This window comes from Nocardioides sp. WJ219, from assembly GCF_058559815.1.
This window is the reverse complement of record NZ_JBZUJV010000001.1, coordinates 691,820-717,756: the sequence shown is the minus strand read 5'-3', so window position 1 is coordinate 717,756 and position 25,937 is coordinate 691,820. Positions and strand designations below refer to the sequence as shown.

The following is a 25,937-nucleotide window of genomic DNA, read 5'->3' as shown; positions in this document are numbered from 1 at the left end:
CGTCCCGACGTCCCGACGTCCCGACGTACTGACGGGTCAGTCGAAGAGCCGCGGCTGCGGCGAGCCCAGGGCCGGGTCGACGCCGTCGAACAGGCTGCTGACCGACTCCCCGGCGTGCACCCGCGCGACGGCCTCGGCGAGGAGCCCCGCGACCGAGCGCACCTCGAGCTCGGGCCACTCGCCGGGCGCGACCGGAGCCGGCACGGTGTCGGTGGTGACGATCTCGCTGATCATCGGGTGGCCGCGGAGGCGCTCGAGGGCCGAGCCGGTGAACAGCCCGTGGGTGCAGGCGACGGCGGCCTCGGTGCAGCCCTGGTCGCGCAGCCGGTCGAGCAGCTCGACGATCGAGCCACCGGTGGCGATCTCGTCGTCGAGCACGATGGCCCGGCGCCCGGTCACGTCGCCGACGATGGCGTCGATGACGACCCGGTCGTCGGCCAGACGCTTCTTGCTGCCGGCCGCCACCGGGAGCCCCAGGAGCCGGGCGAGCTGACTGGCGTCCTTGGCGTTGCCGAAGTCGGGCGAGACCACGACCCGGTCGGAGAGGTCCTGGCCCTGGAAGTGGTCGGCCAGGACGCCGATCGCGGTCAGGTGGTCGACCGGCACCGAGAAGAACCCGTGCACCTGCGGTGCGTGCAGGGTCATGGTGATCACCCGGTCGACGCCGGCCGTGGCGAGCAGGTCGGCGACGAGCCGGCCGCCGATCGACAGGCGCGAGGCATCCTTCTTGTCCGAGCGGGCGTAGGAGTAGTACGGGATGACGGCCGTGACCTTCTCCGCCGACGCCCCGCGGGCGGCGTCGACCATCAGCAGCAGCTCCATCAGGTGCTCCTGCGTCGGCGGCGACAGGGGCTGGACCAGGTAGACGTCGCGCTGGCGGCAGTTGGCGCCGAGCTGGGTCTGGAGGCAGTCGTTGCTGAACCGGGTCACGTTGACCGGCGACAGCGGCACCCCGAGGTGCTCGCACATGGCCCGGGCCAGGCTTCGGTGCGCGGTCCCGCTGAAGACGACGATCTCGCGCACGCGCCGAGCCTATGCGGGATCGTCCCGGAACGGGCAGCGACCCGGATCCCGGTCATCGTGACCCGGCTCCCGGTCGCCGCGACCGGGCTCCCGGTCGTCGCGACCGGAAGCCCCGTCGACCCGACGACCCGGCGACCGGTCAGCGCAGCTCGGCCAGCGTCGGCCACGGGTTGAGTCGGCACCCCTGGGTGCCCTTGGACTGCTGCTGCATCACCGGAGCGAGCGCACCCGGTCGGGGGCACGAGGCGTGCCCCTTGCCGAGCCAGTGCCCGGTCTCGTGGTTGACCACCATGTGGCGGTAGTCGCGCAGCGACCGGCGGGCGGCGTTCCAGGCCGGCGAGGCGTGCTGCCAACGGGTCTGGTTGATGATCACGTAGCGACCCACGCGACAGCTCCACGTGCTGCTGCAGCCGCTGGAGAACGACGGCACGGTGCTGGCCTCGGCGAGCACGACCGTGAAGGAGCCGCCACGACCCACCGGCCGGAACCGGACGCCCTTGCCGCGCCAGCCGCGGGGGTCGGCGAAGGTCTCCTGCACCTGCCGCCGGAACTCCCGCACGCTCGCGCTGATCTCGCCCTTGGTGACGACGCTGTAGGTCACGGTGCGCCGCACGTCGACCCGGTGCCGCACCGAGACGGCCGTCGAGCGCGCGGTCGCGGAGCGGTGGCCGTCGGCGTGCGCCGTCACCTCGACGCGCAGCCGGCGCCCGACGTCGGCGGGCGTGAGCTCGTAGCGGGGCGACCGGGCGCCGCGGATCGGCTCGCCGCCGCGCAGCCACCGGAAGCGCAGCCGGTCGGGCTGGGTCGACCACCGGCCGGGTCGCGCGTCGAGGACCCGTCCGAACCGGGCCTCCCCCACCACCCGCGGGGCACGCCGGTTGACCATCTCGGCCCGCACGACGCGCGCCGTCGGCGCCGAGGTCGCGCGGCCGTCGGCGCCGCTGCCGTCGGTGGCGGTGGCGGTGACCAGCACGCTGATCCGGGTGCCGAGGTCGTCGCCGTCGAGCCGGTACGTCGCCGCCGTGGCACCGCGGACCCGCTCGCCGTCGCGCAGCCACCGGTAGGCCAGCGTGACCTCGGCCGGCTCCCAGCGGCCACCGTCGGCGGTCAGGGTGCGACCCCAGACAGCCGCGCCGCGCACCTCCGGCGGGCTGGTGCTGACGACGCCGCCCTTCCCGGCCGCGGCCGAGGCAGTCGAGGCAGCGGCGGCGGGGACCCAGCCGAGGAGCAGGAGCAGGACCGTGGTGGTGCCGGCGACCACGCCAGCGGTTTGGCGCACGCGCATGTGGCCACAGTAGGTGACGTGCGCTTCCCCGACCTGCAGGACCTCAGCGACCAGGCCTCCCTCTACTGCGCCCTGTCGCAGTCCTTCCTCGCCGACCACCTCGACGAACGGCTGGGCGCGCACCGCTGGGAGGTCGACATGCACGAGCGGCGGCTGTCGTTCGTCGCCGAGGCCGGCGACCGCCGCATCGACACCCGCCTGTCGGTCGTCGCCACGCTGGCGCCCGGGCCGCGGTCGATGCTGTGGGGCTGGTCGCACCCGCAGTTCGACGACGGGTACGCCGTCCGCCTGCGTGAGCACGGCCGGCAGCACGGCATCGCGACCCTGACGACGCCCGAGGTGCCGCTCGTCCCGGACGTGCCCGGCACGTCCGGCGCGGCGCTGGCCGACGAGATCGCGCTGGCCGCGCACCTGGTCGGCCAGGTGGCGGTGCAGGTCACCGGCGACGCGCCCTACTACTCCGCCCCCACCGGCGGTGGCGCCCGAGCGGTGTTCATGCTCGACGGCGACGACCTCCCCGTCCCCCGGCTCGACCACCGGATCGCCCGGGTGGCCGGCGCGTTCGGGGCGCTGCCGATCGACGACCACCGCCGCGCGTTCCACGGGCTCGCCGTCCTGGCCGACTGGCTGATCGCCTGGGACGGGGCCTACACCAGCGCCGAGATCGTCGACCCCGTCAGCGGCAACGCGATGACCGTCTCCTTCGACGACCAGGCGCGGTTCAGCGGGCTGCGGACGACGCTCGGCCCCGGCCCGACGCCCGGCCCGACGCCCGGGCCGACGTCCGGCTGAGGACCGTCAGGCCCAGAGCTGCCCCTCGAGCCGGTCCTCGGCCTCCTCGACGGTGCCCTCGTAGGCGCCGGTGGACAGGTACTTCCAGCCGCCGTCGCACACGACGAAGACGATGTCGGCGCGCTCCCCGGCCTTGACGGCCTTGGCGGCCTGGCCGAGCGCGGCGTGCAGGATCGCGCCGGTGGAGATGCCGGCGAAGATGCCCTCGAGCTCGAGCAGCTCGCGGGTGCGCCGTACGGCGTCGCGCGGGCCGACCGAGAACCGCGCGTCGATCAGCGAGGCGTCGTACAGCTCGGGGACGAAGCCCTCGTCGAGGTTGCGCAGCCCGTAGACCAGCTCGCCGTAGCGGGGCTCGGCGGCGACGATGCGCACCTCGGGCTTGGCCTCCCGGAAGAAGCGGCCGACGCCCATCAGGGTGCCGGTGGTGCCGAGCCCGGCGACGAAGTGGGTGACCGACGGCAGGTCGGCGAGCACCTCGGGGCCGGTGCCGCGCTGGTGGGCGAGGGCGTTGGCGGCGTTGCCGTACTGGTAGAGCATCACCCAGTCGGGGTGCTCCTCGGCGACCTGCTTGGCGACCCGGACAGCCTCGTTGGAGCCGCCCGCGGCCGGTGAGGAGATGATCTCCGCGCCCCACATCTGCAGCAGCTGGCGCCGCTCGGAGGAGGTGTTCTCGGGCATCACGCACACGATGCGGTAGCCCTTGAGCTTGGCGGCCATGGCGAGCGAGATGCCGGTGTTGCCCGAGGTCGGCTCGAGGATGGTGCAGCCGGGCCGCAGCCGCCCGTCCTTCTCGGCCTCCTCGACCATCATCATCGCGGGCCGGTCCTTGATCGAGCCGGTCGGGTTGCGGTCCTCGAGCTTGGCCCACAGCCGGACGTCGGGGCTCGGCGAGAGCCGCGGCAGCCCGACGAGCGGGGTGTTGCCGACCGAGGCCAGCAGGTTGTCGTAGCGCACCCGTCCAGCATGACACCCGCCGGCGAGGGCGCCCGCTGGACCGTCCACGACCGTCCGGAACCGCCGGCGGTACGACGTGGCTCAGACGTGGCCGGACAGCTGCGCCATCCGCGTCTCGAGCGCGCCGAGGTAGGCGTCGCGCTGCTTCGGCGACACGGCGTCGCCGTCGAGGTGGCTGCAGGCCGGCAGGACGTCGATCGACAGCTTGGCCGCCCCGGCCAGGGCGCGCAGCTCGTCGAGCCGGTCGCCGAACGGCGTACCGCTGCCGGGTGAGTAGGAGCGCACCACGGCGTCGACGTCGTCGGCGAAGAGGTCGACCTTGGTGACCACGACGACCAGCCAGGTCGGGTGGGCCCGGCGGACGGCCATCGAGGCGATCCGGTGGGCGGTGACGGTCCAGTCCTCGAGCTCGCGCTCGAGCTGCTGGTCGCGGTCGACGACGGCCGGGCCGGTGGTGCCGGCCAGGCGGCGACCGGTGGCGAGGCCGTTGGCCACGACGTGCAGGACGCCGTCGACCGGGTCGTCGTGGAAGACCTCGTCGAGGGCGCCGAGGCGGGTCGCGGCGTTCTCGCCCGGCACGACCCGGAACCGGAAGCCGCGCAGTCGGCGGTCGCGGCGCACCCGGCGCTCCATCACCGCCGAGCCGGACTCCGAGGTGCCCTCGGGGTCGGCGCGGCCGCACAGGTGGTCGACGAGCTCGGTCTTGCCGGCACCGGTCATGCCGGTCACGGCCACCGTCGGGTAGCGGTGCTGGAAGACGCCGGTGACCCGCTCGCGGCCGCGGGCCAGTGCGCCGGGGACGGCGCGGACTCCTCTGCGGGGGCTGGCCATCAGCGCAGGAAGTAGGTCGGGTCGAACTCCTCGAGCGGGATGATCCGCACCCGCGGGAGCTCGGCGTTGAACGCACGGACGTCGTACTCGAGGTCGAAGTGCTCGACGCCCTCGATGGCCAGCTGGGTGCTGGTGAACTCGCGGAACCCGAGCACCCCGACCCGGCTGGTCGGGACCAGCTCCGTCAGGTGCTGGGCGAAGTCGGCGTCGTGGCTGCCGAGGACGACGTCGACGTCCTCCATCCCGCGCAGCGCCTCGAGGGTGCGCAGGATGCCGATGTCGACGACCTTCTCGTCGGCGCGCCCGGCGAGCGGCACCGGCCGGTAGTCCATGGCCAGCAGGGCCTGGACGAACCCGGTCGGCAGGGTGCCGTTGCTGGCGTTGAGGAAGAACAGCCCGGTGACCGGCTGGCCCCACTGCTCCTCGATGTACGCCGTCACCCGCTCCCAGCGGGGGCGTTCCTCGGGCAGCGGACGACGCCCGAGCACCGACGACCCGAGGGTGGCGTCGATGTTCTCGCCGTCGACCAGGACGAAGGTGCGCCGGTCGGTCATGGCGGGAGACTAGCGGGAGCTAGCTCGCGCCCCCAGCGACCGCGGGCAGCACGACGACCTGGTCGCCGTCGGAGAGCTCGGCCCCGAGGGAGCCGATGAACCGGACGTCCTCGTCGTTGATGTAGACGTTGACGAAGCGGCGCAGCTCGGGCGCGCCGTTCTTCTCCTCGACCAGGCGGTCCTTGATGCCGGGGTGGCTGGCCTCGAGGTCGTCGATCAGCGCGCTCAGCGTGGCGCCGGTGCCGTCGACGGCCTTCTCGCCACCGGTGTAGGTGCGGAGGATGGTCGGGATGCGGACCTCGATGGCCATGTGCTGCTCCTAGATCTCGGGGCTGTGCTGCTCAGGCAAGGCGGGGACGACGGTGACCTGTTCCTCGGTCACCACGCCGTCGACGATCGTGTACGACCTGAACTCCACCGGGCCCACGTTATTCCCGTGCTCGCGGGTGCTGACGAGCACGTAGTGGGCCCCCGGCTCGCTCGCCAGGCCGATGTCGGTGACGCTCGGGTAGGCCTCGGTGGCGGTGTGGGAGTGGTAGACGACGACCGGCTCCTCGTCGCGGTCCCACATCGACTTGTAGAGCGCGAGCAGCTCGGTGGAGTCGAACTCGTAGAACGTCGGGCTGCCGGCGGCGTTGACCATCTCGACAAGCCGCTCGGGACGGTCGCTGCCCTCGGGCCCGGCCACGATGCCGCACGCCTCGTCGGGGTGGTCCCGCTTGGCGTGCGCCACGATGGCGTCGTAGGTCGCCTGGTCGATGGTCAGCACGGCGTCCAGCCTAGGACCCGTCGTGCGCCCGCCTCGGAGGGGCCGGGGCGGTCAGACGGGCAGCGCCCGGACGAGCGTCTCCTGCAGGTAGGCGACCCACTCGTAGATGTCGTGGGCCTGCGCGCGGGGGTCGTCGTCGGGAAGGGCGTACCAGTACTCCTCGTCGCCGTCCTCGACGCCGAGCCGGGTCGCCAGCGCCAGCCGGATGTCGGCGAAGGAGCGCAGCCAAGTCAGCGCCTCGGCCTCGTCGAGCTCGACGTCGATCATCAGCCCGTCCTCCTCGAGCAGCGGCGGCAGCCCGCCGTCCTCGAGGGTGTCGACGACCTGCGAGGCCGCCCGGGCCTTGCCGTCGCGCAGGGTGCCCTCGGTGAACCGGCGGAACTCCGAGGCGGCCTCGTCGTCGTCGGGGTACGCCGTGGGGAACAGCCGCGCGAGAACCGGGTCCTCGGGCGGGGCCGTGGGGCCGGAGAAGTCGAGGAGCGCCTCGAGCGGGTCGCGGTCGTCGACGGTCGCGGCCTCGTTGCGCAGCAGCTCGACCAGCTGGCCGGCCAGCGAGCGCAGCAGGTCGGCCTCGAAGCCGGTGAACGTCGCGATCACGCGGCCGCTGCGCCGGTGTCGGGTGAAGCCTCCGCTCACCGCTACTCCGACTTCGAGAGGGTCGCCCACAGGCCGTACTCGTGCATGGCCTGCACGTCGCGCTCCATCTCCTCGCGCGACCCCGTCGAGACGACCGACCGGCCGTCCTCGTGGACCTCCATCATCAGCTTCTCCGCCTTCTTCTTGCCGTAGCCGAAGTGCTTCTGGAAGACGAAGGTCACGTAGGACATCAGGTTGACCGGGTCGTTCCACACGATGGTCACCCAGGGCGTCCCCAGGACCGTCAGGTCGTCGTGCTCCGGGGTCTGCGCGAGGCCGGGATCGACCTCGACGGGACTAGCGGTGGACACCTCGTCATGGTGGCACACTCGCGCTCGTGGCCGACCTCCCCGCACCCCCCTCCACGCACCCGTCGACCCACCTGGGCGTGCAGCACCGCGACGGCGTCCTGACGCTGGTGATGGACCGGCCCGAGGTGCTCAACGCGATGAGCGCCGAGATGAGCCTGGCGCTCGCCGAGCAGCTCGAGCGGGCGTCGGTCGACGACGACGTGCGGGTGGTCGTGCTCACCGGCGCAGGCGGCGCGGGGGCGGCGTTCGGCACCGGCGCCGACATCGGCGGGGCCGAGGCGCACGAGCGGTTCGACGTGCGCGCGATGGACCTCACGACGCGGCTGGTGCGCGGCATCGTGGGGTGCGACAAGCCGGTGCTCGCGGCGGTCAACGGCGTCGCCGCCGGCGTCTCGTGCTCGCTCGCCCTGGCCTGCGACGTGATCGTGGCGCACCCCGCGGCGTCGTTCCTGCTGCCGTTCGCGCGGATCGGGTTCATGGTCGACGGCGGCGCCTCGGCCACGGTCGCCGCCGCGGTCGGCCGCGCGCGGGCCATGCGGATGGGACTGCTCGCCGAGCCGCTGTCGGCGCAGGAGGCCTACGACTCCGGCCTGGTCACCCACCTCGCCCCGGCCGAGCCGGCGGCGTCGTACGACGACCTGGTGGCGACGCTGGTCCGCCGCCTCGCCGCCGGCGCCCCGCTCGCCCAGGCCGCCACCAAGCGCGCCGTCAACGCCGCCACCCTGGCCGGCCTCGACGCCGCCCTCGACCGCGAGCGCACCGGCCAGACCGTGCTGATGCGCACCGCCGACGTCGCCGAGGGGATGCGGGCGTTCTCCGAGCGCCGCAAGCCGGTCTTCCGCGGCGAGTAGGCGGCCAGGGGGGATAGTTCGTGACGTCATCAACATCGATCTGGTGGTTCGACGTTGATGACGTCACGAACTATCCCGGCCGCGCTCCCCAACAACTGTTTGACAGTGGCCCACCATCCGATGCAGGATGACTACCCAACGAGTCTTGGGGGGTAGTGGTGACGGATGGTGAGCAGGTCAGTGCGTTGCGGGCGACGGCGCACCCGGTGCGGTTGCGGATGCTCTCGCTGCTGACCGGGACGGCGATGAGCGCGGCGGAGGTGGCGCGCGAGCTCGACCTGACGCACGCCAACGCGTCGTACCACCTGCGGGTGCTGCTCGAGGCGGGCGAGCTGGTGGAGGCCGGCGAGGAGAAGATCCGGGGCGGCGTGGCCAAGCGCTACCGCTACCCGCACGAGCGCGACGGGCACAACCCCCGGGCCGGGAAGGCGTCGCCGGACGACCGGGTGATGTACGCCCGCGCCCAGTCGCTCGAGCTCGAGCGGCGGGTGGTGCTGCGCGAGCCCGGCACCTCCCAGCTGCACAGCGACCTCGAGGGGTGGGTCGCGCCCGAGGTCTGGGACCAGGCGCGCGGCCTGCTGGAGGAGGCGTCGCGGCTGCTGCACCAGCACAACCGTCCGCCGCGCACGCCCGGCACCGTGCACGTCAGCGCGACGACCTGGGCCTTCCGGATGACGGACCCGGAGATCCCGGCATGACCTGGCGCGAGTCGCTCGCCCCGCTGCGCGAGCGCAACTTCCGGTTCTACTTCGCCTCCCGCTTCGTCAACACCGCCGGCAACGCGATGGCGTCGGTGGCGCTGGCGTTCGCGGTGCTGGAGGTCACCGACGACGACCCGGCGGCGCTGGGGTTCGTGCTGGCGGCGCACACGATCCCGATGGTGGTGCTGCTGCTGTGGGGCGGTGTCCTCGCCGACCGGTTCCCGCGCACGGTCGTGCTGCAGGTCTCCAACCTGACCTCGGCAGTCACCCAGGGCGCGATCGCCTTCCTGGTCATCACCGGGGCCGCGGAGCTGTGGATGCTCGTCGCGCTGAGCGCGGTGCACGGCGTCGTCTCGGCGGCCGGCCTGCCCGCGATGGCCGGCATCATGCCGTCGCTGGTGCCGCGCGAGGAGCTGCAGCGCGCCAACGCCCTGATGTCGCTGGTCCGCTCGGGCCTGGTGATCGTCGGGCCGACGATCAGCGCCCTGCTGGTCGTCGGCGTCGGCGCCGGCTGGGCCCTCGCGGTCGACGCCCTCACCTGGGTGGCCAGCGCGATCTTCCTCGGCTTCGTCGACCTGCCGGCCCGCGAGCGCAAGGACGGCGCCTCCAGCACCTGGACCGAGCTGCGCGAGGGCTGGACGTTCTTCCGGTCCACCCAGTGGCTGTGGGTCGTGGTGCTCGGCTTCGGGGTGCTCAACGCGATCCACGCCGGGCCCTGGTTCACCCTCGGGCCGCTGCACGCCAAGGACACGATCGGCGAGGAGGGCTGGGGCCTGGTGCTCTCCGCCGAGGCCGTCGGGCTGCTGGCGATGACGCTGGTGATGCTGCGCATCCCGCTGCAGCGACCGCTGCTCTGGGGCATGCTCGGCATCTCGCTGCTCGGCGTCCCGATCTTCCTGCTCGGTGCCCAGCCGACCCTGCTCGTGCTCGTGGTGGCGGCGTTCGTCGCCGGCGCCGGCACCGAGGTCTTCGGCATGGGCTGGAACCTCGCCATGCAGGAGAACGTGCCCGACGAGATGCTGTCGCGGGTCTACTCCTACGACATGCTCGGCTCGTACGTCGCCATGCCGATCGGCCAGATCGCCGTGGGGCCCCTCGCGATCGCGTTCGGGTACGGCGAGGTGCTGATGGTGAGCGGTGCTCTCTACGTGGTCACGTGCTTCCTGGTGCTGCTCTCCCCCGCCGTGCGCCGCCTGCCGCGGGTCGCGAGCAGGCCGGAGCCGGCGCCCGCGCCCTCGTGACGTCACGCGCCGGAAACGTGCCGCGCCAGCGCGCCACTCCTGTTCACAACACCGACCTCGTCGCGTGATCCCCCGTTCCTAGCGTGAGCCGACCGGTCATCCGGACCGGTCGTCACGACAGGAGATCCCGTGAGGGTCAGCACCACCTCGCGCGCGCACAGATCGGCACTGGTCCCGCTCCTCGCGGCCCTGGTGCTGTCCGGGACCGTGCCCACGCCGTCAGCACGCGCAGCAACCCCCTCGACCGCGGCGCCGCGCGCCGCCGCGGCCGACGAGCCCGCCCTGCCCGACCCCATGGATCGCGGCGACTACACGCCGCGGACCATCCAGGAGGTCAGGCTGGGCACCGCAGCCCTGCAGGAGCCCGACTCCAGCGGCGGCCTCCCGACGACCGGGACGGCGTCGGCCCCCGAGACCCTGGAGGTCCGCGGCGCGCTGTACCACCCCGACTTCGGCGAGCGGACCGAGCCCTCGCCGTTGATCGTGCTGGTGCACGGCAACCACGGCTCGTGCGACGCGGGCCAGAACGGCGCCACCGCGAGCTGTACCCAGTTCAAGCGCAACGAGGCCGGCTACGCCTACCTCGGCGAGAACCTCGCAACCTGGGGCTACACGGTCTTCTCGCTCTCGCAGGACCAGCTGATGATGCGCCAGGACAACCCCAAGGGGAAGGGCATGCACCAGCGCCGGCTGCTGATCGCCGCCGCGCTCGACGCCCTGGGCGCCGCCGGCGCCGGCACGCTCGCAGAAGGCCCGAGCGTCACCCCGGGCATCAGCACGACGCTCGGCGGCAACCTCGACATGACCCGCATCGGCCTGATGGGCCACTCCCGCGGCGGTGACGCCGTCACCAGCTTCATCGACTACAACCGCATCCGCACCGACGGCCCGCGCTACCCCCTGCGTGGCGTCATCTCGCTGGCCCCGACCGACTACGAGCGCAAGGCGCCGTACGGCACGCCGTACCTGTCGATCCTGCCGTTCTGCGATGGCGACGTCTCCAACCTGCAGGGCGCGCGCTTCTACGAGCGCAGCCAGTACGTCAAGGGCGACGACCCGTTCCCGCGCATCCAGTCCTCGCAGCTCGGCGCGATCCACAACTGGTACAACACCGTCTGGTACGCCGACGGGGGCGCCGACGGACAGGGCAACAACGACGCGGCCTGCGGCAACTCGGCGCCGTTCGCGGCCACCAACGTGCACCCCCACAACCTCCGGCTCAGCGGTGCCGCCAGCTACACCGACCCCGCGCGCAACTACGTCATCGACAACTCCGACACCTACAACCCAGAGGTCAACACCAAGATCTCCGGCGACCCCGAGCGGATGGGCGACCAGGAGAAGATCGGACTGGCCACGATGTCGTCGTTCTTCCGCCGCTACGTCGGCGGTGAGGGCGCGTTCGAGCCGTACATGACCGGCGAGCTGTCCGACACCGAGTCGCACCTGCAGATCCCCGAGTCGGCCTGCCCGACCAGCGTGTCCGGCACCCGGATCGGCTGCGAGGAGTACGTCTCGACGAGCTACTTCCCGCCGGCCACCGAGCGCGTCGACGTGATCCGTCCCGAGATCGAGAACCCGCTGGGCCTCAACGCCCTCGGCGGCAGCCTGAGCGGGTCCGGCTTCGCCAACCCGTACGTCGCCGACGGAGGCGTCACGCCGACCCCGCGGACCACGGCCGGCGGCTACGACTGGTGCAACCCCGAGCCCGACGACTTCGCGCCGGCGCAGCTCGGCAAGGGCACGCTGCCGACCGCCGCCAAGGCCTGCCCGCTCCCGGCGGCCAACGCCCTCGGCGGCCAGGCCAACGGCATGCGGGAGAGCGCGCCGGTCAACCACTCCTACGGCCGTCAGCTGGCGCTGGCGTGGGAGGAAGGGCGGACCGCGACGTTGACCGCCGACATCCCGGCCGCCTCGGCCGACATGAGCGGGCTCGAGGCGCTGACCATGGGCGCCGACGTCAACTTCTTCGACCTGCGCAACCCGGGTGCCGACGCCCGGGGCGACGGCACGAGGACCGGCACCTCGCCCGACTTCGCCTGGCCCCAGGAGGGCCCGACGTCGTACGACCCGACGAGCACCACGCAGGACTTCGTGATCGCGCTGACCGACACCGACGGCAACGAGGCGACGGTCCACGCCGGCGACGAGCGCTGGGGCAACGCGCTGCACATGTCCACCGGCACCAACACGCCCAACACCCACATCGTCCTCGACCAGGTCCGGGTACCGCTCGGCGAGTTCGCGGCCCAGGGCGTCGACGTCAGCTCCCTGGACTCGCTGGAGCTCCGGTTCGGGGTGGCGGGCACCCCGGCCTCGGGCTCGATCCAGCTCGCCGACGTGCGGTTCCAGGAGGGCGTCGACACTCCCCTGCTCCTCTCCGACGGCACGGCGATCGACCAGGGTGCGGGCTCCGGTCCCGTCACCGACGGCCCCGACCCGGCCGCCGAGCTGGCGGCGTACGACCACTCCCCCGGCAACGTGCGCCTCGGCGACACGGTCGCCGACCCCGCCGCCAACACCACGTGGGTCGTCGACGACGACAAGGAGCAGTGCCCGGCGGCGACCACCACCGCCATCCAGGACGCCGTCGACCTCGCCGCACCCTGGGACACGATCGTCGTCTGCGAGGGCGTCTACGAGGAGTCGTCGACGCCGGTCGCCGGACCGGGCAACCCGGTCGCGACGTCGGCGCTCAACGGCCTGACGATCACCAAGCCCCTGAAGATCAAGGGCGCGGGAGCCGACAAGGTCACGATCATGCCAACACAGTCGGTCGACTCGCTCGAGGGCCTGCGGCCCTACTTGCGCGATGGCGGCGGCAACGTCGTCACCGTGTCGCGCCAGTCGCTCGGCTCGACCGACACCAACGAGATGTTCGTCGACATCTCCGGCGTGACGGTCACCTCGGGTTCGACCTGGGCCGAGGCCGGCATCGCCTACTTCGGCGCCGCCGGGCGCGTCTCGGAGAGCAAGGTCGGGCCGATGCGGGCCGCGACGACCGCCGACGAGCTGGCCGCGCACCCGCACGGCTGGGGGATCGTCAAGACCGGCGTCGTCCAGGGCACGGGCCCCGGCACCGTCGAGACGGAGCTGACCGTCACCGACAGCCTGGTCACCGGCTACCAGTCCGGCGGCATCCTGTTCGACGGCGCGAAGGGTGCCGACGGTACGGCGTCCACCACCGTCCGCACCGGCATCGAGCAGCACGGTTACGTGACCGACACCGTGGTGACCGGCAAGCCGGGGGCCGTGGTGCCGCAGACCGGCGTCAAGTACACCGGCGGGGTCAACGGCTTCGTCCGCCGCAGCCGGATCAGCGGCAACTACTTCCGGCCGGACCCGACCCGGTCCTACGGCGTCCTGCTCGCCGACGCCGGCACCGAGACCGGGCTGACCGCCTCCGGTCTCTCGCTGACGGGCAACGGGTGGGCGGCGTACAACGCCACCAGCGACGGCACCACGCCCCGCACCGACGCGCCGTTCGCGATCACGTCGAGCTACTTCGGGCCGGTCGCCCCGGTCGCCGGCGGGCCCGCCGACGCCACCACCGGTGCCGAGGCGATCTCGGGTTCGGGCTCGGTCACCACGGCCTCGCGGGTCTCGACCACGCCGGGCGGGATCCCGACGACGTACGGCGGGGTGGGCGACGCGGCGCCGTCCGCGGCGATCGTGGACCCGATCGCCTCCACCGAGGTGGCCGTCGGCGAGACGGTCGCGCCGGTGGTCCGGGCCGGCGACGACTTCGCCGTGAGATCGGCCGTCCTGCTCGCCGACGGCGAGCCCGTGGGTGAGGCCAGCACCGCGCCGTACACGTTCACCTGGACCCCGGACGCCGACCTGGCCGGGACCCAGGTCGCGCTGACGGCGATCGTGACCGACTCGTCCGGCCAGCAGGTCACGAGCGAGCCGATCGCGCTCACGGTCGCCGAGATCGCCGAGCCCCCGACCCCGGCCCCGGCGCTGTCGGTGCGGATCGCCGACCGGGACGAGAAGCGGGGCACCGCGACGGTGGTGGCCCGGGTCAACCAGGCAGGCACCGTCCGCCTGACCGGCCCCAGGCTCGTGCCGGCGACCGCGCGGACCACCCGCGCCGGTGCGGTCGGGCTCACGTCGAGGCTCCGGCCGGCGTACCGCAAGATCCTGGTCCGGCAGGGCCGCATCAAGGTGAGCGGCGAGGTGTCCTTCGCCGCCGCCGGCGGCACCGTCACCGTCAAGCGGACGTGGGTGCTCCGCCAGCGGAGGTAGCAGCCCGAGCCACCCCACTGACGGCCCTCGGCGTACTCGCGCCGGGGGCCGTCGTGGGGCTCAGCACCACTTCGTCACCAGCGCCCGCAGCACAGTGGCATTGCGGTTGGTGATGACGCTGCCGCGCAGCTGGCGTTCGATGGGCCCGACGGTGCGCGCGTCGAGCAGTCCGCCGTCGACGAGCAGGTGCACGGCACGCGTGGACGACCGGACCTGCTCGTGGTCGGTCGACAGCTGCTCCAGGTCGCCACGCGTCGCCGCGTCGGGCTCCTGCTTGAGCAGCCAGACGTAGTGCCGCCCCTCGTGCCCGGCGCCGAACCGGTCGACGTCAGCCACGACGTCACCCAGCTCGCCGGTGGTGTAGACGATCGCCGGCACCTCGAACCCGCGGTCGGCTACGTAGGCGGCCTCGAGCGCGGCCTCGATCCGGACGCGCGAGCGCATCCGGGTCTCCAGGCGCACGTTGCCGGTGTTGATGTGCGTGGCGACGCCGGTGAAGCCGGCCGCCTCGGTGGCCGCGACGATCGACTCCTTGGGGAACTTCCGCTTCGCGCCCAGGTTGATCGCACGGAGGAAGGCGACGTAGGTCGGCACGGTCCGAATCTAGGCGCTCAGCCCCAGGGCCGCATCCGTACCTTGGTGAGGCGGATCCGCACCACGACGCGCACCTGCTCGCGACCGCCGTACCAGGCGTAGGGACCACCGGTGTACTTCTGCGCGAGCCGCTCGATGTGGTCGGTGCCCCCGTCCTCGGTGGTCGAGACGACCTCGCCGTCCAGCGACCAGTAGGTGAACGGGTCGTCCGGGTCGAGGACGGCGAGGCCGACCCGCGGGTCGCGCTCGACGTTGCGCAGCTTCTGGAAGCCACGGACCGTGTTGACCACCACGTGCTCGCCGTCGGTGTCGACCCAGGTCTGGGTCAGGTGCGGCGATCCGTTGGGCATCGTCGTGGAGACCAGGCACGGGCTCGGGCGGTGCAGCAGGGAGACGAGGTCGTCGGGGAGGTCCATGGCCCCGACGCTACGGCGTCGCCACCCACCCCTCTGGTGGGCGGCTCAGAGGTTGCCGCGCAGCTCCTGCTCGCGCTCGATCGCCTCGAACAGCGCCTTGAAGTTGCCCTTGCCGAAGCCGAGCGAGCCGTGCCGCTCGATGAACTCGTAGAACACCGTCGGGCGGTCGCCCATGGGCTTGGTGAAGATCTGGAGGAGGTAGCCGTCCTCGTCGCGGTCGACGAGGATCTTGCGCTTCTTCAGCTCCTCGATCGGCACCCGCACCTCGCCGATCCGGGCGCGCAGCTCGGGGTCGTCGTAGTAGGAGTCGGGGGTGTCGAGGAACTGGATGCCGTTGTCGCGCAGGATGTCGACGCTGCGCAGGATGTCGTTGGTGGCCAGCGCGATGTGCTGGCAGCCGGCGCCGTCGTAGAACTCCAGGTACTCGTCGATCTGCGACTTCTTCTTCGCGATCGCGGGCTCGTTGAGGGGGAACTTCACCCGGTGGTTGCCGCTGGCGACGACCTTGCTCATCAGCGCGGAGTAGTCGGTGGCGATGTCGTCGCCGATGAACTCCGCCATGTTCGTGAAGCCCATGACCTTGTTGTAGAACGTCACCCACTCGTCCATCCGGCCCAGCTCGACGTTGCCGACGCAGTGGTCGACGGCCTGGAACAGCCGCTTGGGGTGCCCGGGCTGGCGGGTCACCGTGGTCGAGCGGGCGACGTAGCCCGGCAGGTAGGGGCCGGTGTAGCGGCTCCGGTCGACGAGGGTGTGGCGGGTCTCGCCGTACGTCGCGATCGCCGCGGTGCGCACGGTGCCGTGCTCGTCGGTGACGTCGTGCGGCTCGACGAGGACCGTGGCGCCGACCGCGCGGGCGTGGTCGATGCACTTGTCGACGTCGGGCACCTCGAGGGCGAGGTCGACGACGCCGTCGCCGTGCTTGCGGTGGTGCTCGTGCAGCGGGCTGTCGGGGGTGACGCCGCCGGTGAAGACGAACCGGGCGCTGCCGCTGCGCAGCACGTAGGACTTGGAGTCGCGGTGGCCGTTCTCGGGGCCGCGGTAGGCCTCGAGCTCCATGCCCAGCGCCAGCTGGTAGAAGGTCGCGGTCTGCGTGGCGTTGCCGACCACGAAGCAGACGGAGTCCATCGCGGTGACCGGGAACGGGTCGCGGCTGGCGTCGTACTCCACGAGGCCGACGAGCTCCTTGAGCTGGTCGAGGGTGAGGTCTGCCTTGAGCTCGTCCGGGGTCAGGGTCATGGCCTGAGCCTGTCCTCCGGCGACATTCTGTGCAAGGGTGACCCGACGCGCTGGACAAGTTGTGCAGCCGGGAGGCCGGAGATGGACGACCTGGACCGCACCCTGATCAGTCTGTACGCCGCCGAGCCCCGGGTGGGCGTGCTCGAGGCGTCGCGGCGCCTCGGCGTGGCCCGCGGCACCGTGCAGGCGCGGCTCGACCGCCTCGTCGCCGCCGGGGTCATCACCGGGTGGGGGCCGCAGCTCTCGCCGGAGGCGCTGGGCTTCCCGGTCACGGCGTTCCTCACCCTCGAGATCAGCCAGTCGGCCGGCCACCTGTCCGTCGCCGATCAGCTGGCGGCGGTCCCGGAGGTGCTCGAGGCCTACACGATCACCGGCACCGGCGACCTGTGGTGCCGCGTGGTCTCGCGCTCCAACGCCGACCTGCAGCGGGTCATCGACCTCGTGGTCGCCGTCGAGGGCGTGCAGCGGGCCTCGACGGTGATGGCGCTCGCCGAGCAGGTGCCCTACCGGGTGCTACCCCTGGTCGAGGCTCAGGCCCGCGAGCGGTAGAGCAGCCACAGGAAGTACGGCGCCCCGACCATCGCGACGACCAGGCCGGCCGGCAGCTCGGCCGGCACGATGACCGTGCGCCCGAGCGTGTCGGCGGCGCTGAGCAGCAGCATCCCGAGCAGCACCGCCACCGGCAGCACCCGAAGGTGGCGGCCGGCCACCAGGGCCCGCGCGGCGTGCGGGGCGACCAGGCCGACGAAGGCGACCGTGCCGGCCGCCGCGACCGCGGTCGCGGCGAGCAGCGCGGCCACGGCGAGGGCCACGACCCGGAGGCGCTCGAGCCGGATGCCGACCAGGCGCGGCGTCTCGTCGTCGAGGGCGAGCAGGTCGAGCTCGCGGTGCAGCAGCAGGGCGAGGGGCACCGTGACGACCAGGGCGATCGCGACCGGCACGACCTGTCCCCAGGTGCGTCCGTACGTCGACCCCGACAGCCAGGTGTAGAGCGCGGGGGTGTTGAACGGGTCGCTGTAGACGAGCAGCAGCGCGCACAGGCTGGTGCCGAACGCGGCGACGCCGATCCCGACCAGCACCAGCCGGTCGGGGTCGAGGGACCCGCGCCAGGTGAGCGCGTAGACGGCCACCATGGCGGTGAGCGCGCCGACGGCGGCCGCGAGCGCGATCTGCGCGGTGCTTGGGGAGTCGAGCGCGGTGACCACGATGACCGCGCCGACCGCCGCTCCCCCGGTGACCCCGAGGATGCTGGGCTCGGCCAGCGGGTTGCGGCAGACCGCCTGGGTCGTCGTACCGGCCAGGGCGAGGGCGGCGCCGGCCAGCAGCGCCGCGACCACGCGGGGGGCGCGCTCGTCGAGGCCGTACTGGACGACGGGCACGGCGTCGCCGCGGAGCCAGTTGACGACGTCGCCGGTGAGGAACCAGGTGTAGCCGCCGAGCATCCCGACGACGGCCGCGACCAGGACCAGCACCGCGAGCACGACGGCGGTGACCACGAACCGCAGCCGCCCGTGCAGGGCCCCGGGATGGGCCGACGCCGGGCGACGGGTGGGTCCGGCGTCGCGGGCCCGGCGCGCGAGCAGGACCAGCGCCACGGCGCCGACCATCGTGGTGGAGACGCCGGTCGGCACGCGCAGCGACTCCTCGGCGCCCAGCACGCCGCGCACGGCCGCGTCGGTCAGCAGCACCAGCACGGCGCCCACCAGCCCCGACAGCGGCAGCAGGACGACGTGGCGCGAGACCGCGGGGACCACCCGCGCGGCCAGCCGGGTCAGGGCCGGTGCCGCGAGGCCGACGAAGCCGATCGGGCCGGCCAGGTTGACCGCACAGGCGCACAGCAGGACGGCGAGCACCGTGCCGACCACCCGCGAGGGCAGGACCGGCACGCCGAGGCTCGACGCGGTGTCGTCGCCCAGGCTGAGGACGTCGAGACGCCGCGAGAGCAGCAGGGTGCCGACGACGGTGACCGCGACGAGCGGACCCATGGTCTCGACGCCGCTCATCCCGGTCTGCGACAGCGTGCCGCGACCCCAGGCGAACAGGCCGGTGGTCTCCTGGTCGAAGAGGAGCAGCAGGGCGATGCCGACGGCATCCAGGGCGAGCGCCAGCGCGGAGCCGGCCAGGATCAGCCGGGTGGTGGAGGCCGTGCCGCCGCCGGCGAGCAGGAGCACCAGGCCCGCCGCCAGCAGGGCGCCGCCGAAGGCGACGAAGGTGTTGCCGACGAACGGCACGCTGATGCCGAAGGCCGCGACCGTGGTCACGGCGGCGACGGCGCCGGCGTTGACGGCCAGCGTGTCCGGCGAGGCCAGCGCGTTGCGCGCCAGCGACTGGAACACCGCCCCCGCCACGCCGAGGGCCACGCCGACGACGAGCCCGGCGAGCATCCGGGGCAGCCGGGAGTCGACGAGCACCTCGGCGGTGCCGTCGGCGGCCCGGCCCAGGACGACGTCGAGCAGGTCGCCCGCGCCGATGCTGGTGGTGCCCTGGGTCAGGTGCCAGGCGGCGACCGCCACCAGCGCCGTACCCACGACCGTGACGGCGCCCGCGGCCCCGAGCACGCCACGGACGCCGACGTCCTCGACGAGGAGGGCCTCGGCGTCCGGGCGGGCGAGGGTGTCGGTCAGGACAGTGCCTCCACGTAGGCGTCGAGGATCCGCTCGCCGGACCGCGGGCCGCCGAAGGTCCAGGTGCCCTCGGGGAACGGCGTGACCCGGTCCTCGGTGACGAACGACGACCCGGTCCACAGGCGGTTGTCCTCGAGCGCGCCGAGCCACTGCGAGGCCTCGGTGCCGGTGTAGAACAGCTGCGCGTCCTCGACGGCCGTGAGGCCCTCGACGTCGGTCTGGCCCAGGCCGTAGAGCTCGTCGACCTTGCCCTCCCAGGCGTTCTCGAGGCCGAGCTCCTCGCCGAGCTCGCCCATGAAGGAACCCTGGCCGAACGGCCGGATCGACAGGGTCGAGCCGACGACGTAGGCGTCGGCGTAGACGAAGCGGGTGGTCTCGGGGGCGGCGGACTCGACGGCCGTCGTGGCCTCCTCGAGCGCGGCGTCGAACTCCTCGAGGACCGTGGTGGCCTCCTCCTCCTTGCCCAGCGCCTGCGCGATGAGCTCGAAGGTCTCCTTCATCTGGCCGATCGGGTCGGTGGCGTCGGCGCCGGCGGTGACCAGCACGGGGACGCCGGAGTCCTCGAACGCCTCGAGGTCGGGACCCTGCTCGATGATGATGAGGTCGGGATCCTTGGCGAGCACGGCCTGCTTGTTGACCGAGCCGCGCATGCCGACGTCGAGGTCGTCGCCGCCGTCGAGCGGCACCGAGGCGTTCCAGGTGCGGTAGCCGGCCACGTCGGCCACGCCGACCGGGGTCACGCCGAGCGCGAGCACGTCCTCGGTCATCTGCCACTCGGTGACGACGACGTCCTCGGCCGGTCCGGGCAGCTCGACGGTGCGGCCGTCGGCGTCGGTGAGGGTGATCGGGCCGCCGCTGGCCGCGGCCTCGGACGACTCCTGCGCGTCCTTCGTGCTGTCGCTCGGCTCGGTGCTCCCGCACGCGGTGAGGGCGAGCAGGGCGGCGGCCCCGACGGCGGTGACGGTTCGTCTCATGACTCAGCGGTTCCTTCTGGTGTGGTGGTGCCGACCTCGCGGGTCGGCGCGGACGGCCCCGGTGGCGGGGTCGACGACGGTCTCGATGGGCAGCCCGTAGACCTCGGTGAGGAGGTCGCCGGTGAACACCGAGGCCGGCGCCCCGGCGGCGCGGACGTGTCCTCGGTGGAGGAGGACGACGGCGTCGGCCACGCCGGAGGCGTGGTTGAGGTCGTGCAGGACGACGCCGACGGCGACGTCGTGGTCGTCGGCGAGGTCGCGGACCAGGTCGAGGATCTCGACCTGGTAGCGCAGGTCGAGGTGGTTGGTCGGCTCGTCGAGGAGCAGCACACCGGTCTGCTGGGCCAGGCAGCTCGCCAGCCAGACCCGCTGGAGCTCACCCCCGGAGAGCTCGTCGACGGCGCGGCGCTGCATCTCCTGCGTGCCGGTGACCTCCAGCGCCCAGTCGATGGCGGCCCGGTCGTCGGCGGCGAGGCCACCGAAGCGGCGGCGGTAGGGGTGGCGGCCGAAGGTGACGACGTCACGCACGGTCAGCCCCGACGGGTGCGGCCGCGACTGGCCGAGCATGGTGACCCGACGGGCGAACGAGCGGGCGTCGAGGTCGTGGGCCGAGCTGCCGTCGTCGAGGGTGACCTGCCCGGCCCCCACGCGGTGCAGCCGGGCGAGGGCGCGCAGCAGCGTGGACTTGCCGCTGCCGTTGGGCCCGATCAGCGCGGTGACGGTGCCGGCGTGCAGCTCGACGGACGCGCCGTGGACGACGGTCGCGTCGTGGTAGCCGAGGGTCAGGTCGGTACCGGCGAGCGTGGGCAGGTCGGCGGGCACGTCGGAAGGTTAGCCTTACCTTCCCTTGCTGCGCGACCCGGGCCGGCGGTCGGGACGGCGGACCGGCCGCGTCAGGCGAAGATCATGCAGGACGACGTCGCGTGCGCCACCTGGCGACCAGCGGCGTCGAAGAGCAGCGCCTCGGCCAGCGCCGTCCGCCGTCCGCGGTGGATCACGCGACCCTCGGCTCGGAGCCGGCCCGAGTCGGTGGTCACCGGACGCAGGAACTTCACGGTCAGGTCGAGGGAGGTGTAGCCCTCCCCCACCGCGAGGGTCGAGTGCACCGAGCAGCCGGCCGCGGTGTCGAGCAGCGTGGAGAGGACGCCGCCGTGGACCGTGCCGAGCGGGTTGTAGTGGCGGGGCTGCGGCACCAGCTCGACGTGGATCGCGCCCTCCTCTCCACCGAAGTTCTCCATCCCGATCGTCTCGGCGATCGGGGCCGGGGGCAGGTCGCCATCGGCCATCGCGAGGAGCTGCTCGAGGCCGGTCATGGTCGCGGGGTCGACACCCGGGCGATCCTGGGTCTGGGTCATGGACCCAGGGTGCCGCCGAGTGGCTGAGTCTGTCAACAAGACCTAGGCTGTGACCATGACCACCGCCCCTCCCCCCGCCCTCCAGTGGTCGACCGCCAACTGCCAGGTGGCCCGGGCGATGACCGTGCTCGGCGAGAAGGGGGCGCTGATCACCCTGCGCGAGGTCTTCAACGGGGTGCGCCGCTTCGCCGACATGCAGCGGCACAGCGGGCTGCCCAAGCAGGTGCTGAGCAACCGGCTGGCGCTCCTGGTCGAGCACGACGTCCTGCACCGCGTCCCCTACCGCGACGAGGGTGCCCGTGTGCGCCACGAGTACCGCCTGACGCCCAAGGGCTTCGAGCTCTACCCCGTCCTCGCCGCGCTCGCCGACTGGGGCTCGCGCTGGTACGCCGACCCCGACGGTCCCCCGGTCGAGCTGGCCCACCGCGGCTGCGGCTCGGTGGTGACCGCCGTGCTCGAGTGCCGCGACGGGCACCGGCTGGAGGACCCGCGCGACGTGGCGCCGCGTCCGGGCCCGGGGGCCCGTCCGCTCGCCTGACGGTTCGTCACGTCCCAGGTCCCGGTCATCACGACCGGGATCCCGGTCATCACGTCCCGGATCCCGGTCGTCGCGACCCGGGTCCCGGTCAGCCGGACTTGCGGACGGCCCAGTCGCGCACCCGGTCGATCCGGGCCCGCAGCTGCTCGGCGTTGGCGACGGCGGCGGCGGGGCCGCCGCACTCCTTGCGCAACGCGGCGTGGGTGATGCCGTGCGCCTGGCCGGTGCGGTGGTGCCAGGCGGCGACGAGACCGTTGAGCTCGCGGCGCAGCACCGCGAGCTGCTCGTGGGTGGAGACCTCGGCGACGGTGTCGGCGGCGGTGGCCGCCGGCGGTCGTGACCGCTGGGCCCTGGCGCTGTCGGCCTGGCGCTGCTGGAGCAGCTCCTTCATCTGGGCCGGCTCGAGCAGCCCCGGGATGCCGAGGAAGTCCATCTCCTCCTCCGACCCGTAGGCGTCGCCCTCGTAGAGCACGTGGTCGAAGGTGGCGTCGGACCCGAGCGCCTCGAACGGCAGCGCCTCGAGCTCGGAGGAAGCGGACTCACCGGCCTGCGCCTGGGCGAGCAGGTCGTTCTCGGCGGCGTAGATGTCGTTCTCGTCGATGACCCGGCGCCCGAGGACGTGGTCGCGCTCGACCTCCATCTCCGAGGCGTGCCCGAGCAGGACCGGGACCGACGGCAGGAAGATCGACGCCGTCTCGCCGCGGTTGCGCGCGCGGACGAAGCGTCCGATCGCCTGGGCGAAGAACAGCGGCGTCGCGATCGTGGTCGCGAAGACGCCCACCGCGAGCCGGGGCACGTCGACGCCCTCGGAGACCATCCGCACCGCGACCATCCACCGCGCGTCGCTCGCGGTGAAGGTGGTGATCTTCTTCGACGCGGCCTTCTCGTCCGAGAGCACCACGGTCGGCGCCTCGCCGGTGATCGAGCGCAGCGTCTTGGCGTAGGCGCGCGCGGACTCCTGGTCGGTCGCGATCACGAGGCCACCGGCGTCGGGCACGTGGCGGCGTACCTCGCTGAGGCGCTTGTCGGCCGCGGCCAGCACGGTGGGGATCCACGACCCGGCCGGGTCGAGGGCGGTGCGCAGCGCCTGGTTGGTCAGGTCCTTGGTCAGCGGCTCGCCGAGCCGGGCCGCGACCTCGTCGCCGGCCCGCGTGCGCCACGACATCGACCCCGAGTAGGCCAGGAACAGCACCGGCCGGACGACGTGGTCGGCGAGCGCGTGACCGTAGCCGTAGGTGTAGTCGGCCACCGAGCGCGGGATTCCGTCGTCGCCGGGCGCGTAGGTGACGAACGGGATCGGGTTCACGTCGGAGCGGAACGGGGTCCCGGTCAGCGCGAGCCGACGCGCGGCCGGCTCGAACGCCTCGCGGACGCCCTCGCCCCACGACAGCGCGTCACCGGCGTGGTGCACCTCGTCGAGGATGACGAGGGTCTTGAACCGCTCGGTGCGGATGCGCAGGGCGAGCGGGTTGACCGCGACGCCGGCGTAGGTGACCGCGATGCCGAGGAAGTCACTGGAGATCTTCCCCTTGCCGGCCGAGTACGTCGGGTCGAGCGGGATCCCCGCGCGGGCGGCCGCCTCGGCCCACTGGAGCTTGAGGTGCTCGGTCGGCGCGACCACGATCACGCGGTCGACGATCCGGCGCCCGATCAGCTCGGAGGCCACCGAGAGCGCGAAGGTCGTCTTGCCGGCACCGGGCGTCGCCACCGCGAGGAAGTCGCGCGGCGACCGCTCGAGGTAGTCCTTGAGCGCGGCCGTCTGCCAGGCGCGCAACGACGGCGCGGTGCCCCAGGCTGCGCGCTCCGGCCAGGCCGGGGTGAGGCCGGGCGTCAGGTGCGGGTCAGCGGGGTCGGTCCCCCCGCTCACTCGTCGTCGCCCGAGTCGTCCCGCATGTTCTCCCAGGCGTCCTTGCACTCCGGGCACACCGGGAACTTCTCCGGCGCGCGGCTCGGCACCCACACCTTGCCGCACAGGGCGACGACCGGGGTGCCCATCACCATCGCCTCGGTGAGCTTGTCCTTCTCGACGTAGTGGGAGAACCGCTCGTGGTCGCCCTCGTCGGTGGGGACCGTCCGCTCGTCCTCGCGCACCTTGGTGTCGGTCGCGGTGCTCGATCCGAAGCCGAAGGGGGGAGTCACGTCCTGCAGTCTAGGCGGTGGCGTCGGTGCGCACGACCAGACCACCGACACCCGCCACCAGCAGCAGGAGCGAGGGCAGCAACACGATCAGCAGGCCCGCCTGACCGAGGGCCGGGCCCTCGACGGTGGCCAGGAACGCCGCCGGCGCCAGCGCCACCAGCGCCCCCGCGACCCCGCAGGACGCCGCCACCCGGGGCCGGCGGTGGGCGGCGGCGGTCGCGGTCAGCACCAGCAGGGGCAGGGTCAGCACCAGCAGCATCGCGCCGAGCACCAGGCCGAGCCCGTGCCAGTCGTCGGAGGTGTCGGCCGCGTCGGCGACGACGACCACGAGGCCGACGACCGAGCCGAGGGCGGCGACGACGGCGTGGATGGTGGCCAGGGCCCGGACAACGAAGAGGAACGGGGACATGACCCCACCGTCGCCGTCGGGGCCGGGCCACGGCTCCGCACGCGTACTCAACCCGCACCCGCGGGCGCGCTCACCCGCGGCGCGTCGGTCAGTTGAGGTCGGGATCGGCCGGCCGCGTGGAGTGCATGGCCAGGTCGCCGGGTTGGCGGCGCAGCACGTCGCGCCACAGCGTGGTGGTGTCGGCGCGGAAGACGTCGCGGGCGACGCCGGGGACGACGTACCAGCTGCCCTCGTCGATCTCGCTCTCGAGCTGCCCGGCCCCCCAGCCGGCGTAGCCGGCGAAGATCCGCAGGCCGTCGAGCTCGTCGCTGACCAGCTCGACCGGGGTGTCGAGGTCGAGCAGCGCGAGCCGGTCGACCACCTCCCGCAGGCCGAGCACGCCGTCGCCCGCGGCCGGCGGGTCGGTACGACGCAGGGCCACCGCCAGCGCCCCGTCGGTCTCGACCGGGCCACCGCGGAACAGCACCTCGGGCTCGGCGACCACGTCGGCCCACCCGGCGAGCACCTCGGCGACGGGCAGCCCCGTCGGCCGGTTGAGGACGACGCCGAGGGACCCCTCGTCGCCGACGTCGAGCATCAGCACCACGGTCTCGGCGAAGTTGGGGTCGAGCAGGGCGGGCGTCGCCAGCAGCAGCATGCCCGGACCCACCGCGCTCCCCTGCCCCATCGCTCCATCATGACGCAAGACGGCGGCGGAGCGCCCAGGGAGGCGCACGCCGCCCGCGGTCGGGAGCGGTCAGGCGGCGAGCACCGAGCGCAGGCGCTCGAGGAACGACGGCTGCTCGGCGTCGCGCCGACCGCGCGGGGCGGCCGCCGGGTCGCCCAGGGCGCGGGCACGCTCCTCGATCCGGGCGCCGACCGGCGCGGCCGCGTGCTCGTCGCCGATGCCGGCCTGCCCGGCCATGACGGCCAGCAGGGCGCGCTCCTTGCGCGTCGCCTTCTCCATCGCCGAGGCCATGGCCTCGTCGACGGGCTCGGCGCGGTAGCGGTCGAGCACGAGCCGGACGCCGGGCAGCTCCTCGCGGGTCGCGGCCCACGCGGTGGCGACGGCCAGGGGCAGGTCGAGCGGCTGGCTGACGAGCTCGCGCTCGATGTGCCCGGCCAGGCGGGTGTGCCACTTCAGCTGCAGGGTGGCGAGCAGCTCGAGGTCGTCGGCGAAGGTCTCCGGCACGCCGTCGACGTCGACGGGCAGGACGCCGTCGCGGCGGTCGTTCGCGGTGGCGATGACCGTGCGCAGGATCTCGCCCCGAGAGTGGAAGGTCGTCCAGGTCATGGTGAGCTCCTCGGTCGTGGCCGTCCTCGCATACTGCGAGTACGTACCTCGAGTATGGAACAGACCGGCGGTAAACCAAACCTCTGCGACGGTGATCCTGGCCACCGTGCGGTGTCGCCCTCGTCACGCAGGACGCCCACCGTTGAGCGGATCTGAGCAGATCCGGGGCGAGCCCGGGGT

28 protein-coding genes are annotated in these 25,937 nt (G+C 73.1%); 7 read left to right on the top strand and 21 right to left on the bottom strand.

Going from position 1 to position 25,937, the window contains the following annotated elements:
- Positions 1 to 36 precede the first annotated feature (36 nt).
- Together AC4MBH_RS03490 and AC4MBH_RS03485 are read right to left on the bottom strand one after the other, a co-directional pair.
- Positions 37 to 1,023, bottom strand: a complete 987-nt coding sequence (locus AC4MBH_RS03490) for a ribose-phosphate diphosphokinase (protein WP_491792944.1) — start codon at positions 1,021 to 1,023, stop codon at positions 37 to 39.
- A gap of 139 nt (positions 1,024 to 1,162) precedes the next feature.
- Entirely contained in the window at positions 1,163 to 2,308 is a 1,146-nt protein-coding gene (locus AC4MBH_RS03485; protein ID WP_491792943.1) for a DUF3152 domain-containing protein, read from the bottom strand.
- 18 nt (positions 2,309 to 2,326) lie between these two features.
- Between AC4MBH_RS03485 and AC4MBH_RS03480 the strand changes: the two genes are divergently transcribed.
- Positions 2,327 to 3,100 carry a DUF6882 domain-containing protein gene (locus AC4MBH_RS03480; protein WP_491792942.1) on the top strand — a complete coding sequence of 258 codons (774 nt, stop codon included), beginning with the start codon at positions 2,327 to 2,329 and terminating at the stop codon, positions 3,098 to 3,100.
- Positions 3,101 to 3,106: 6 nt separating this feature from the next.
- On the opposite strand, the gene AC4MBH_RS03475 is transcribed toward AC4MBH_RS03480, so the two are convergent.
- From AC4MBH_RS03475 to clpS, 7 genes are all read right to left on the bottom strand, one after another.
- A complete protein-coding gene (locus tag AC4MBH_RS03475) occupies positions 3,107 to 4,054 on the bottom strand; it encodes a PLP-dependent cysteine synthase family protein (protein ID WP_491792941.1) in 948 nt (315 codons plus the stop codon).
- Positions 4,055 to 4,135: 81 nt separating this feature from the next.
- Complete coding sequence (locus AC4MBH_RS03470; RefSeq protein ID WP_491792940.1) at positions 4,136 to 4,885, bottom strand: hypothetical protein; 750 nt, start codon at positions 4,883 to 4,885, stop codon at positions 4,136 to 4,138.
- A complete protein-coding gene (locus tag AC4MBH_RS03465; protein WP_491792939.1) occupies positions 4,885 to 5,439 on the bottom strand; it encodes an NYN domain-containing protein in 555 nt (184 codons plus the stop codon). The genes AC4MBH_RS03470 and AC4MBH_RS03465 overlap by 1 nt, the downstream gene beginning before the upstream one ends.
- A 19-nt stretch (positions 5,440 to 5,458) precedes the next feature.
- A complete protein-coding gene (locus AC4MBH_RS03460) occupies positions 5,459 to 5,749 on the bottom strand; it encodes a MoaD/ThiS family protein (RefSeq protein ID WP_491792938.1) in 291 nt (96 codons plus the stop codon).
- A gap of 9 nt (positions 5,750 to 5,758) precedes the next feature.
- On the bottom strand, positions 5,759 to 6,208 hold the full coding sequence (locus AC4MBH_RS03455) for a M67 family metallopeptidase (protein WP_491792937.1): 450 nt from the start codon (positions 6,206 to 6,208) through the stop codon (positions 5,759 to 5,761).
- A gap of 51 nt (positions 6,209 to 6,259) precedes the next feature.
- On the bottom strand, positions 6,260 to 6,844 hold the full coding sequence (locus AC4MBH_RS03450) for a DUF2017 domain-containing protein (RefSeq protein ID WP_491792936.1): 585 nt from the start codon (positions 6,842 to 6,844) through the stop codon (positions 6,260 to 6,262).
- A 2-nt stretch (positions 6,845 to 6,846) separates the two neighbouring features.
- Positions 6,847 to 7,155 carry an ATP-dependent Clp protease adapter ClpS gene (clpS, locus tag AC4MBH_RS03445; protein ID WP_491792935.1) on the bottom strand — a complete coding sequence of 103 codons (309 nt, stop codon included), beginning with the start codon at positions 7,153 to 7,155 and terminating at the stop codon, positions 6,847 to 6,849.
- A 26-nt stretch (positions 7,156 to 7,181) separates the two neighbouring features.
- On the opposite strand from clpS, the gene AC4MBH_RS03440 reads away from it, so the two are divergent.
- The 4 genes from AC4MBH_RS03440 (at position 7,182) to AC4MBH_RS03425 (ending at position 14,196) form a co-directional block, all read left to right on the top strand.
- The gene (locus AC4MBH_RS03440; protein ID WP_491792934.1) at positions 7,182 to 8,006 is read left to right on the top strand and encodes an enoyl-CoA hydratase-related protein; all 825 of its coding nucleotides are present in this window, start codon (positions 7,182 to 7,184) and stop codon (positions 8,004 to 8,006) included.
- A gap of 158 nt (positions 8,007 to 8,164) precedes the next feature.
- Complete coding sequence (locus tag AC4MBH_RS03435) at positions 8,165 to 8,704, top strand: ArsR/SmtB family transcription factor (RefSeq protein ID WP_491792933.1); 540 nt, start codon at positions 8,165 to 8,167, stop codon at positions 8,702 to 8,704.
- The gene (locus AC4MBH_RS03430) at positions 8,701 to 9,948 is read left to right on the top strand and encodes an MFS transporter (RefSeq protein WP_491792932.1); all 1,248 of its coding nucleotides are present in this window, start codon (positions 8,701 to 8,703) and stop codon (positions 9,946 to 9,948) included. Before AC4MBH_RS03435 ends, AC4MBH_RS03430 begins: the two co-directional genes overlap by 4 nt.
- 129 nt (positions 9,949 to 10,077) lie before the next feature.
- Positions 10,078 to 14,196 carry an Ig-like domain-containing protein gene (locus tag AC4MBH_RS03425; RefSeq protein WP_491792931.1) on the top strand — a complete coding sequence of 1,373 codons (4,119 nt, stop codon included), beginning with the start codon at positions 10,078 to 10,080 and terminating at the stop codon, positions 14,194 to 14,196.
- Positions 14,197 to 14,256: 60 nt separating this feature from the next.
- Here AC4MBH_RS03425 and AC4MBH_RS03420 read toward each other — a convergent pair whose 3' ends face one another.
- From AC4MBH_RS03420 to hppD, 3 genes are read right to left on the bottom strand one after another with little or no spacing between them, the layout of a single operon-like run.
- Complete coding sequence (locus AC4MBH_RS03420; RefSeq protein WP_491792930.1) at positions 14,257 to 14,790, bottom strand: DUF1697 domain-containing protein; 534 nt, start codon at positions 14,788 to 14,790, stop codon at positions 14,257 to 14,259.
- A gap of 17 nt (positions 14,791 to 14,807) precedes the next feature.
- Complete coding sequence (locus AC4MBH_RS03415) at positions 14,808 to 15,206, bottom strand: PPOX class F420-dependent oxidoreductase (RefSeq protein ID WP_491792929.1); 399 nt, start codon at positions 15,204 to 15,206, stop codon at positions 14,808 to 14,810.
- Positions 15,207 to 15,251: 45 nt separating this feature from the next.
- A complete protein-coding gene (hppD, locus tag AC4MBH_RS03410; RefSeq protein ID WP_491792928.1) occupies positions 15,252 to 16,445 on the bottom strand; it encodes a 4-hydroxyphenylpyruvate dioxygenase in 1,194 nt (397 codons plus the stop codon).
- A gap of 81 nt (positions 16,446 to 16,526) precedes the next feature.
- Between hppD and AC4MBH_RS03405 the strand changes: the two genes are divergently transcribed.
- Positions 16,527 to 16,994 (top strand): Lrp/AsnC family transcriptional regulator, encoded by a 468-nt coding sequence (locus AC4MBH_RS03405; RefSeq protein ID WP_491792927.1) that lies wholly within the window; start codon positions 16,527 to 16,529, stop codon positions 16,992 to 16,994.
- Here the strand turns inward: AC4MBH_RS03405 and AC4MBH_RS03400 are convergent.
- The 4 genes from AC4MBH_RS03400 to AC4MBH_RS03385 form a co-directional block, all read right to left on the bottom strand.
- Positions 16,976 to 19,003 carry an iron ABC transporter permease gene (locus AC4MBH_RS03400; protein WP_491792926.1) on the bottom strand — a complete coding sequence of 676 codons (2,028 nt, stop codon included), beginning with the start codon at positions 19,001 to 19,003 and terminating at the stop codon, positions 16,976 to 16,978. The two genes, AC4MBH_RS03405 and AC4MBH_RS03400, sit on opposite strands and share 19 nt — an antisense overlap.
- A 62-nt stretch (positions 19,004 to 19,065) precedes the next feature.
- Complete coding sequence (locus AC4MBH_RS03395) at positions 19,066 to 20,043, bottom strand: ABC transporter substrate-binding protein (protein ID WP_491792925.1); 978 nt, start codon at positions 20,041 to 20,043, stop codon at positions 19,066 to 19,068.
- Positions 20,044 to 20,046: 3 nt separating this feature from the next.
- The gene (locus AC4MBH_RS03390) at positions 20,047 to 20,865 is read right to left on the bottom strand and encodes an ABC transporter ATP-binding protein (RefSeq protein WP_491792924.1); all 819 of its coding nucleotides are present in this window, start codon (positions 20,863 to 20,865) and stop codon (positions 20,047 to 20,049) included.
- Positions 20,866 to 20,936: 71 nt separating this feature from the next.
- Positions 20,937 to 21,398 (bottom strand): PaaI family thioesterase, encoded by a 462-nt coding sequence (locus AC4MBH_RS03385; RefSeq protein WP_491792923.1) that lies wholly within the window; start codon positions 21,396 to 21,398, stop codon positions 20,937 to 20,939.
- Positions 21,399 to 21,453: 55 nt separating this feature from the next.
- Between AC4MBH_RS03385 and AC4MBH_RS03380 the strand changes: the two genes are divergently transcribed.
- Positions 21,454 to 21,936: a winged helix-turn-helix transcriptional regulator gene (locus AC4MBH_RS03380; protein ID WP_491792922.1), complete on the top strand. Its 483-nt coding sequence runs from the start codon at positions 21,454 to 21,456 to the stop codon at positions 21,934 to 21,936.
- An 88-nt stretch (positions 21,937 to 22,024) separates the two neighbouring features.
- On the opposite strand, the gene AC4MBH_RS03375 is transcribed toward AC4MBH_RS03380, so the two are convergent.
- The 5 genes from AC4MBH_RS03375 to AC4MBH_RS03355 form a co-directional block, all read right to left on the bottom strand.
- Complete coding sequence (locus AC4MBH_RS03375) at positions 22,025 to 23,803, bottom strand: DEAD/DEAH box helicase (protein WP_491792921.1); 1,779 nt, start codon at positions 23,801 to 23,803, stop codon at positions 22,025 to 22,027.
- Complete coding sequence (locus AC4MBH_RS03370) at positions 23,800 to 24,075, bottom strand: DUF3039 domain-containing protein (protein ID WP_491792920.1); 276 nt, start codon at positions 24,073 to 24,075, stop codon at positions 23,800 to 23,802. The genes AC4MBH_RS03375 and AC4MBH_RS03370 overlap by 4 nt, the downstream gene beginning before the upstream one ends.
- Before the next feature lie 10 nt (positions 24,076 to 24,085).
- A complete protein-coding gene (locus AC4MBH_RS03365) occupies positions 24,086 to 24,484 on the bottom strand; it encodes a hypothetical protein (protein ID WP_491792919.1) in 399 nt (132 codons plus the stop codon).
- 88 nt (positions 24,485 to 24,572) lie between these two features.
- Positions 24,573 to 25,151 (bottom strand): YqgE/AlgH family protein, encoded by a 579-nt coding sequence (locus tag AC4MBH_RS03360; RefSeq protein ID WP_491792918.1) that lies wholly within the window; start codon positions 25,149 to 25,151, stop codon positions 24,573 to 24,575.
- 69 nt (positions 25,152 to 25,220) lie between these two features.
- Positions 25,221 to 25,757 carry a hypothetical protein gene (locus AC4MBH_RS03355; protein ID WP_491792917.1) on the bottom strand — a complete coding sequence of 179 codons (537 nt, stop codon included), beginning with the start codon at positions 25,755 to 25,757 and terminating at the stop codon, positions 25,221 to 25,223.
- Positions 25,758 to 25,937 lie beyond the last annotated feature (180 nt).

Coding starts and splice junctions, on each gene's coding strand:
- AC4MBH_RS03360 (WP_491792918.1), bottom strand. CDS start 25,151: ATGGGGCAGGGGAGCGCGGTGGGTCCGGGCATGCTGCTGCTGGCGACG.
- hppD (WP_491792928.1), bottom strand. CDS start 16,445: ATGACCCTGACCCCGGACGAGCTCAAGGCAGACCTCACCCTCGACCAG.
- AC4MBH_RS03430 (WP_491792932.1), top strand. CDS start 8,701: ATGACCTGGCGCGAGTCGCTCGCCCCGCTGCGCGAGCGCAACTTCCGG.
- AC4MBH_RS03380 (WP_491792922.1), top strand. CDS start 21,454: ATGACCACCGCCCCTCCCCCCGCCCTCCAGTGGTCGACCGCCAACTGC.
- AC4MBH_RS03365 (WP_491792919.1), bottom strand. CDS start 24,484: ATGTCCCCGTTCCTCTTCGTTGTCCGGGCCCTGGCCACCATCCACGCC.
- AC4MBH_RS03485 (WP_491792943.1), bottom strand. CDS start 2,308: ATGCGCGTGCGCCAAACCGCTGGCGTGGTCGCCGGCACCACCACGGTC.
- AC4MBH_RS03385 (WP_491792923.1), bottom strand. CDS start 21,398: ATGACCCAGACCCAGGATCGCCCGGGTGTCGACCCCGCGACCATGACC.
- AC4MBH_RS03395 (WP_491792925.1), bottom strand. CDS start 20,043: ATGAGACGAACCGTCACCGCCGTCGGGGCCGCCGCCCTGCTCGCCCTC.
- AC4MBH_RS03470 (WP_491792940.1), bottom strand. CDS start 4,885: ATGGCCAGCCCCCGCAGAGGAGTCCGCGCCGTCCCCGGCGCACTGGCC.
- AC4MBH_RS03405 (WP_491792927.1), top strand. CDS start 16,527: ATGGACGACCTGGACCGCACCCTGATCAGTCTGTACGCCGCCGAGCCC.
- AC4MBH_RS03415 (WP_491792929.1), bottom strand. CDS start 15,206: ATGGACCTCCCCGACGACCTCGTCTCCCTGCTGCACCGCCCGAGCCCG.
- AC4MBH_RS03460 (WP_491792938.1), bottom strand. CDS start 5,749: ATGGCCATCGAGGTCCGCATCCCGACCATCCTCCGCACCTACACCGGT.
- AC4MBH_RS03465 (WP_491792939.1), bottom strand. CDS start 5,439: ATGACCGACCGGCGCACCTTCGTCCTGGTCGACGGCGAGAACATCGAC.
- AC4MBH_RS03355 (WP_491792917.1), bottom strand. CDS start 25,757: ATGACCTGGACGACCTTCCACTCTCGGGGCGAGATCCTGCGCACGGTC.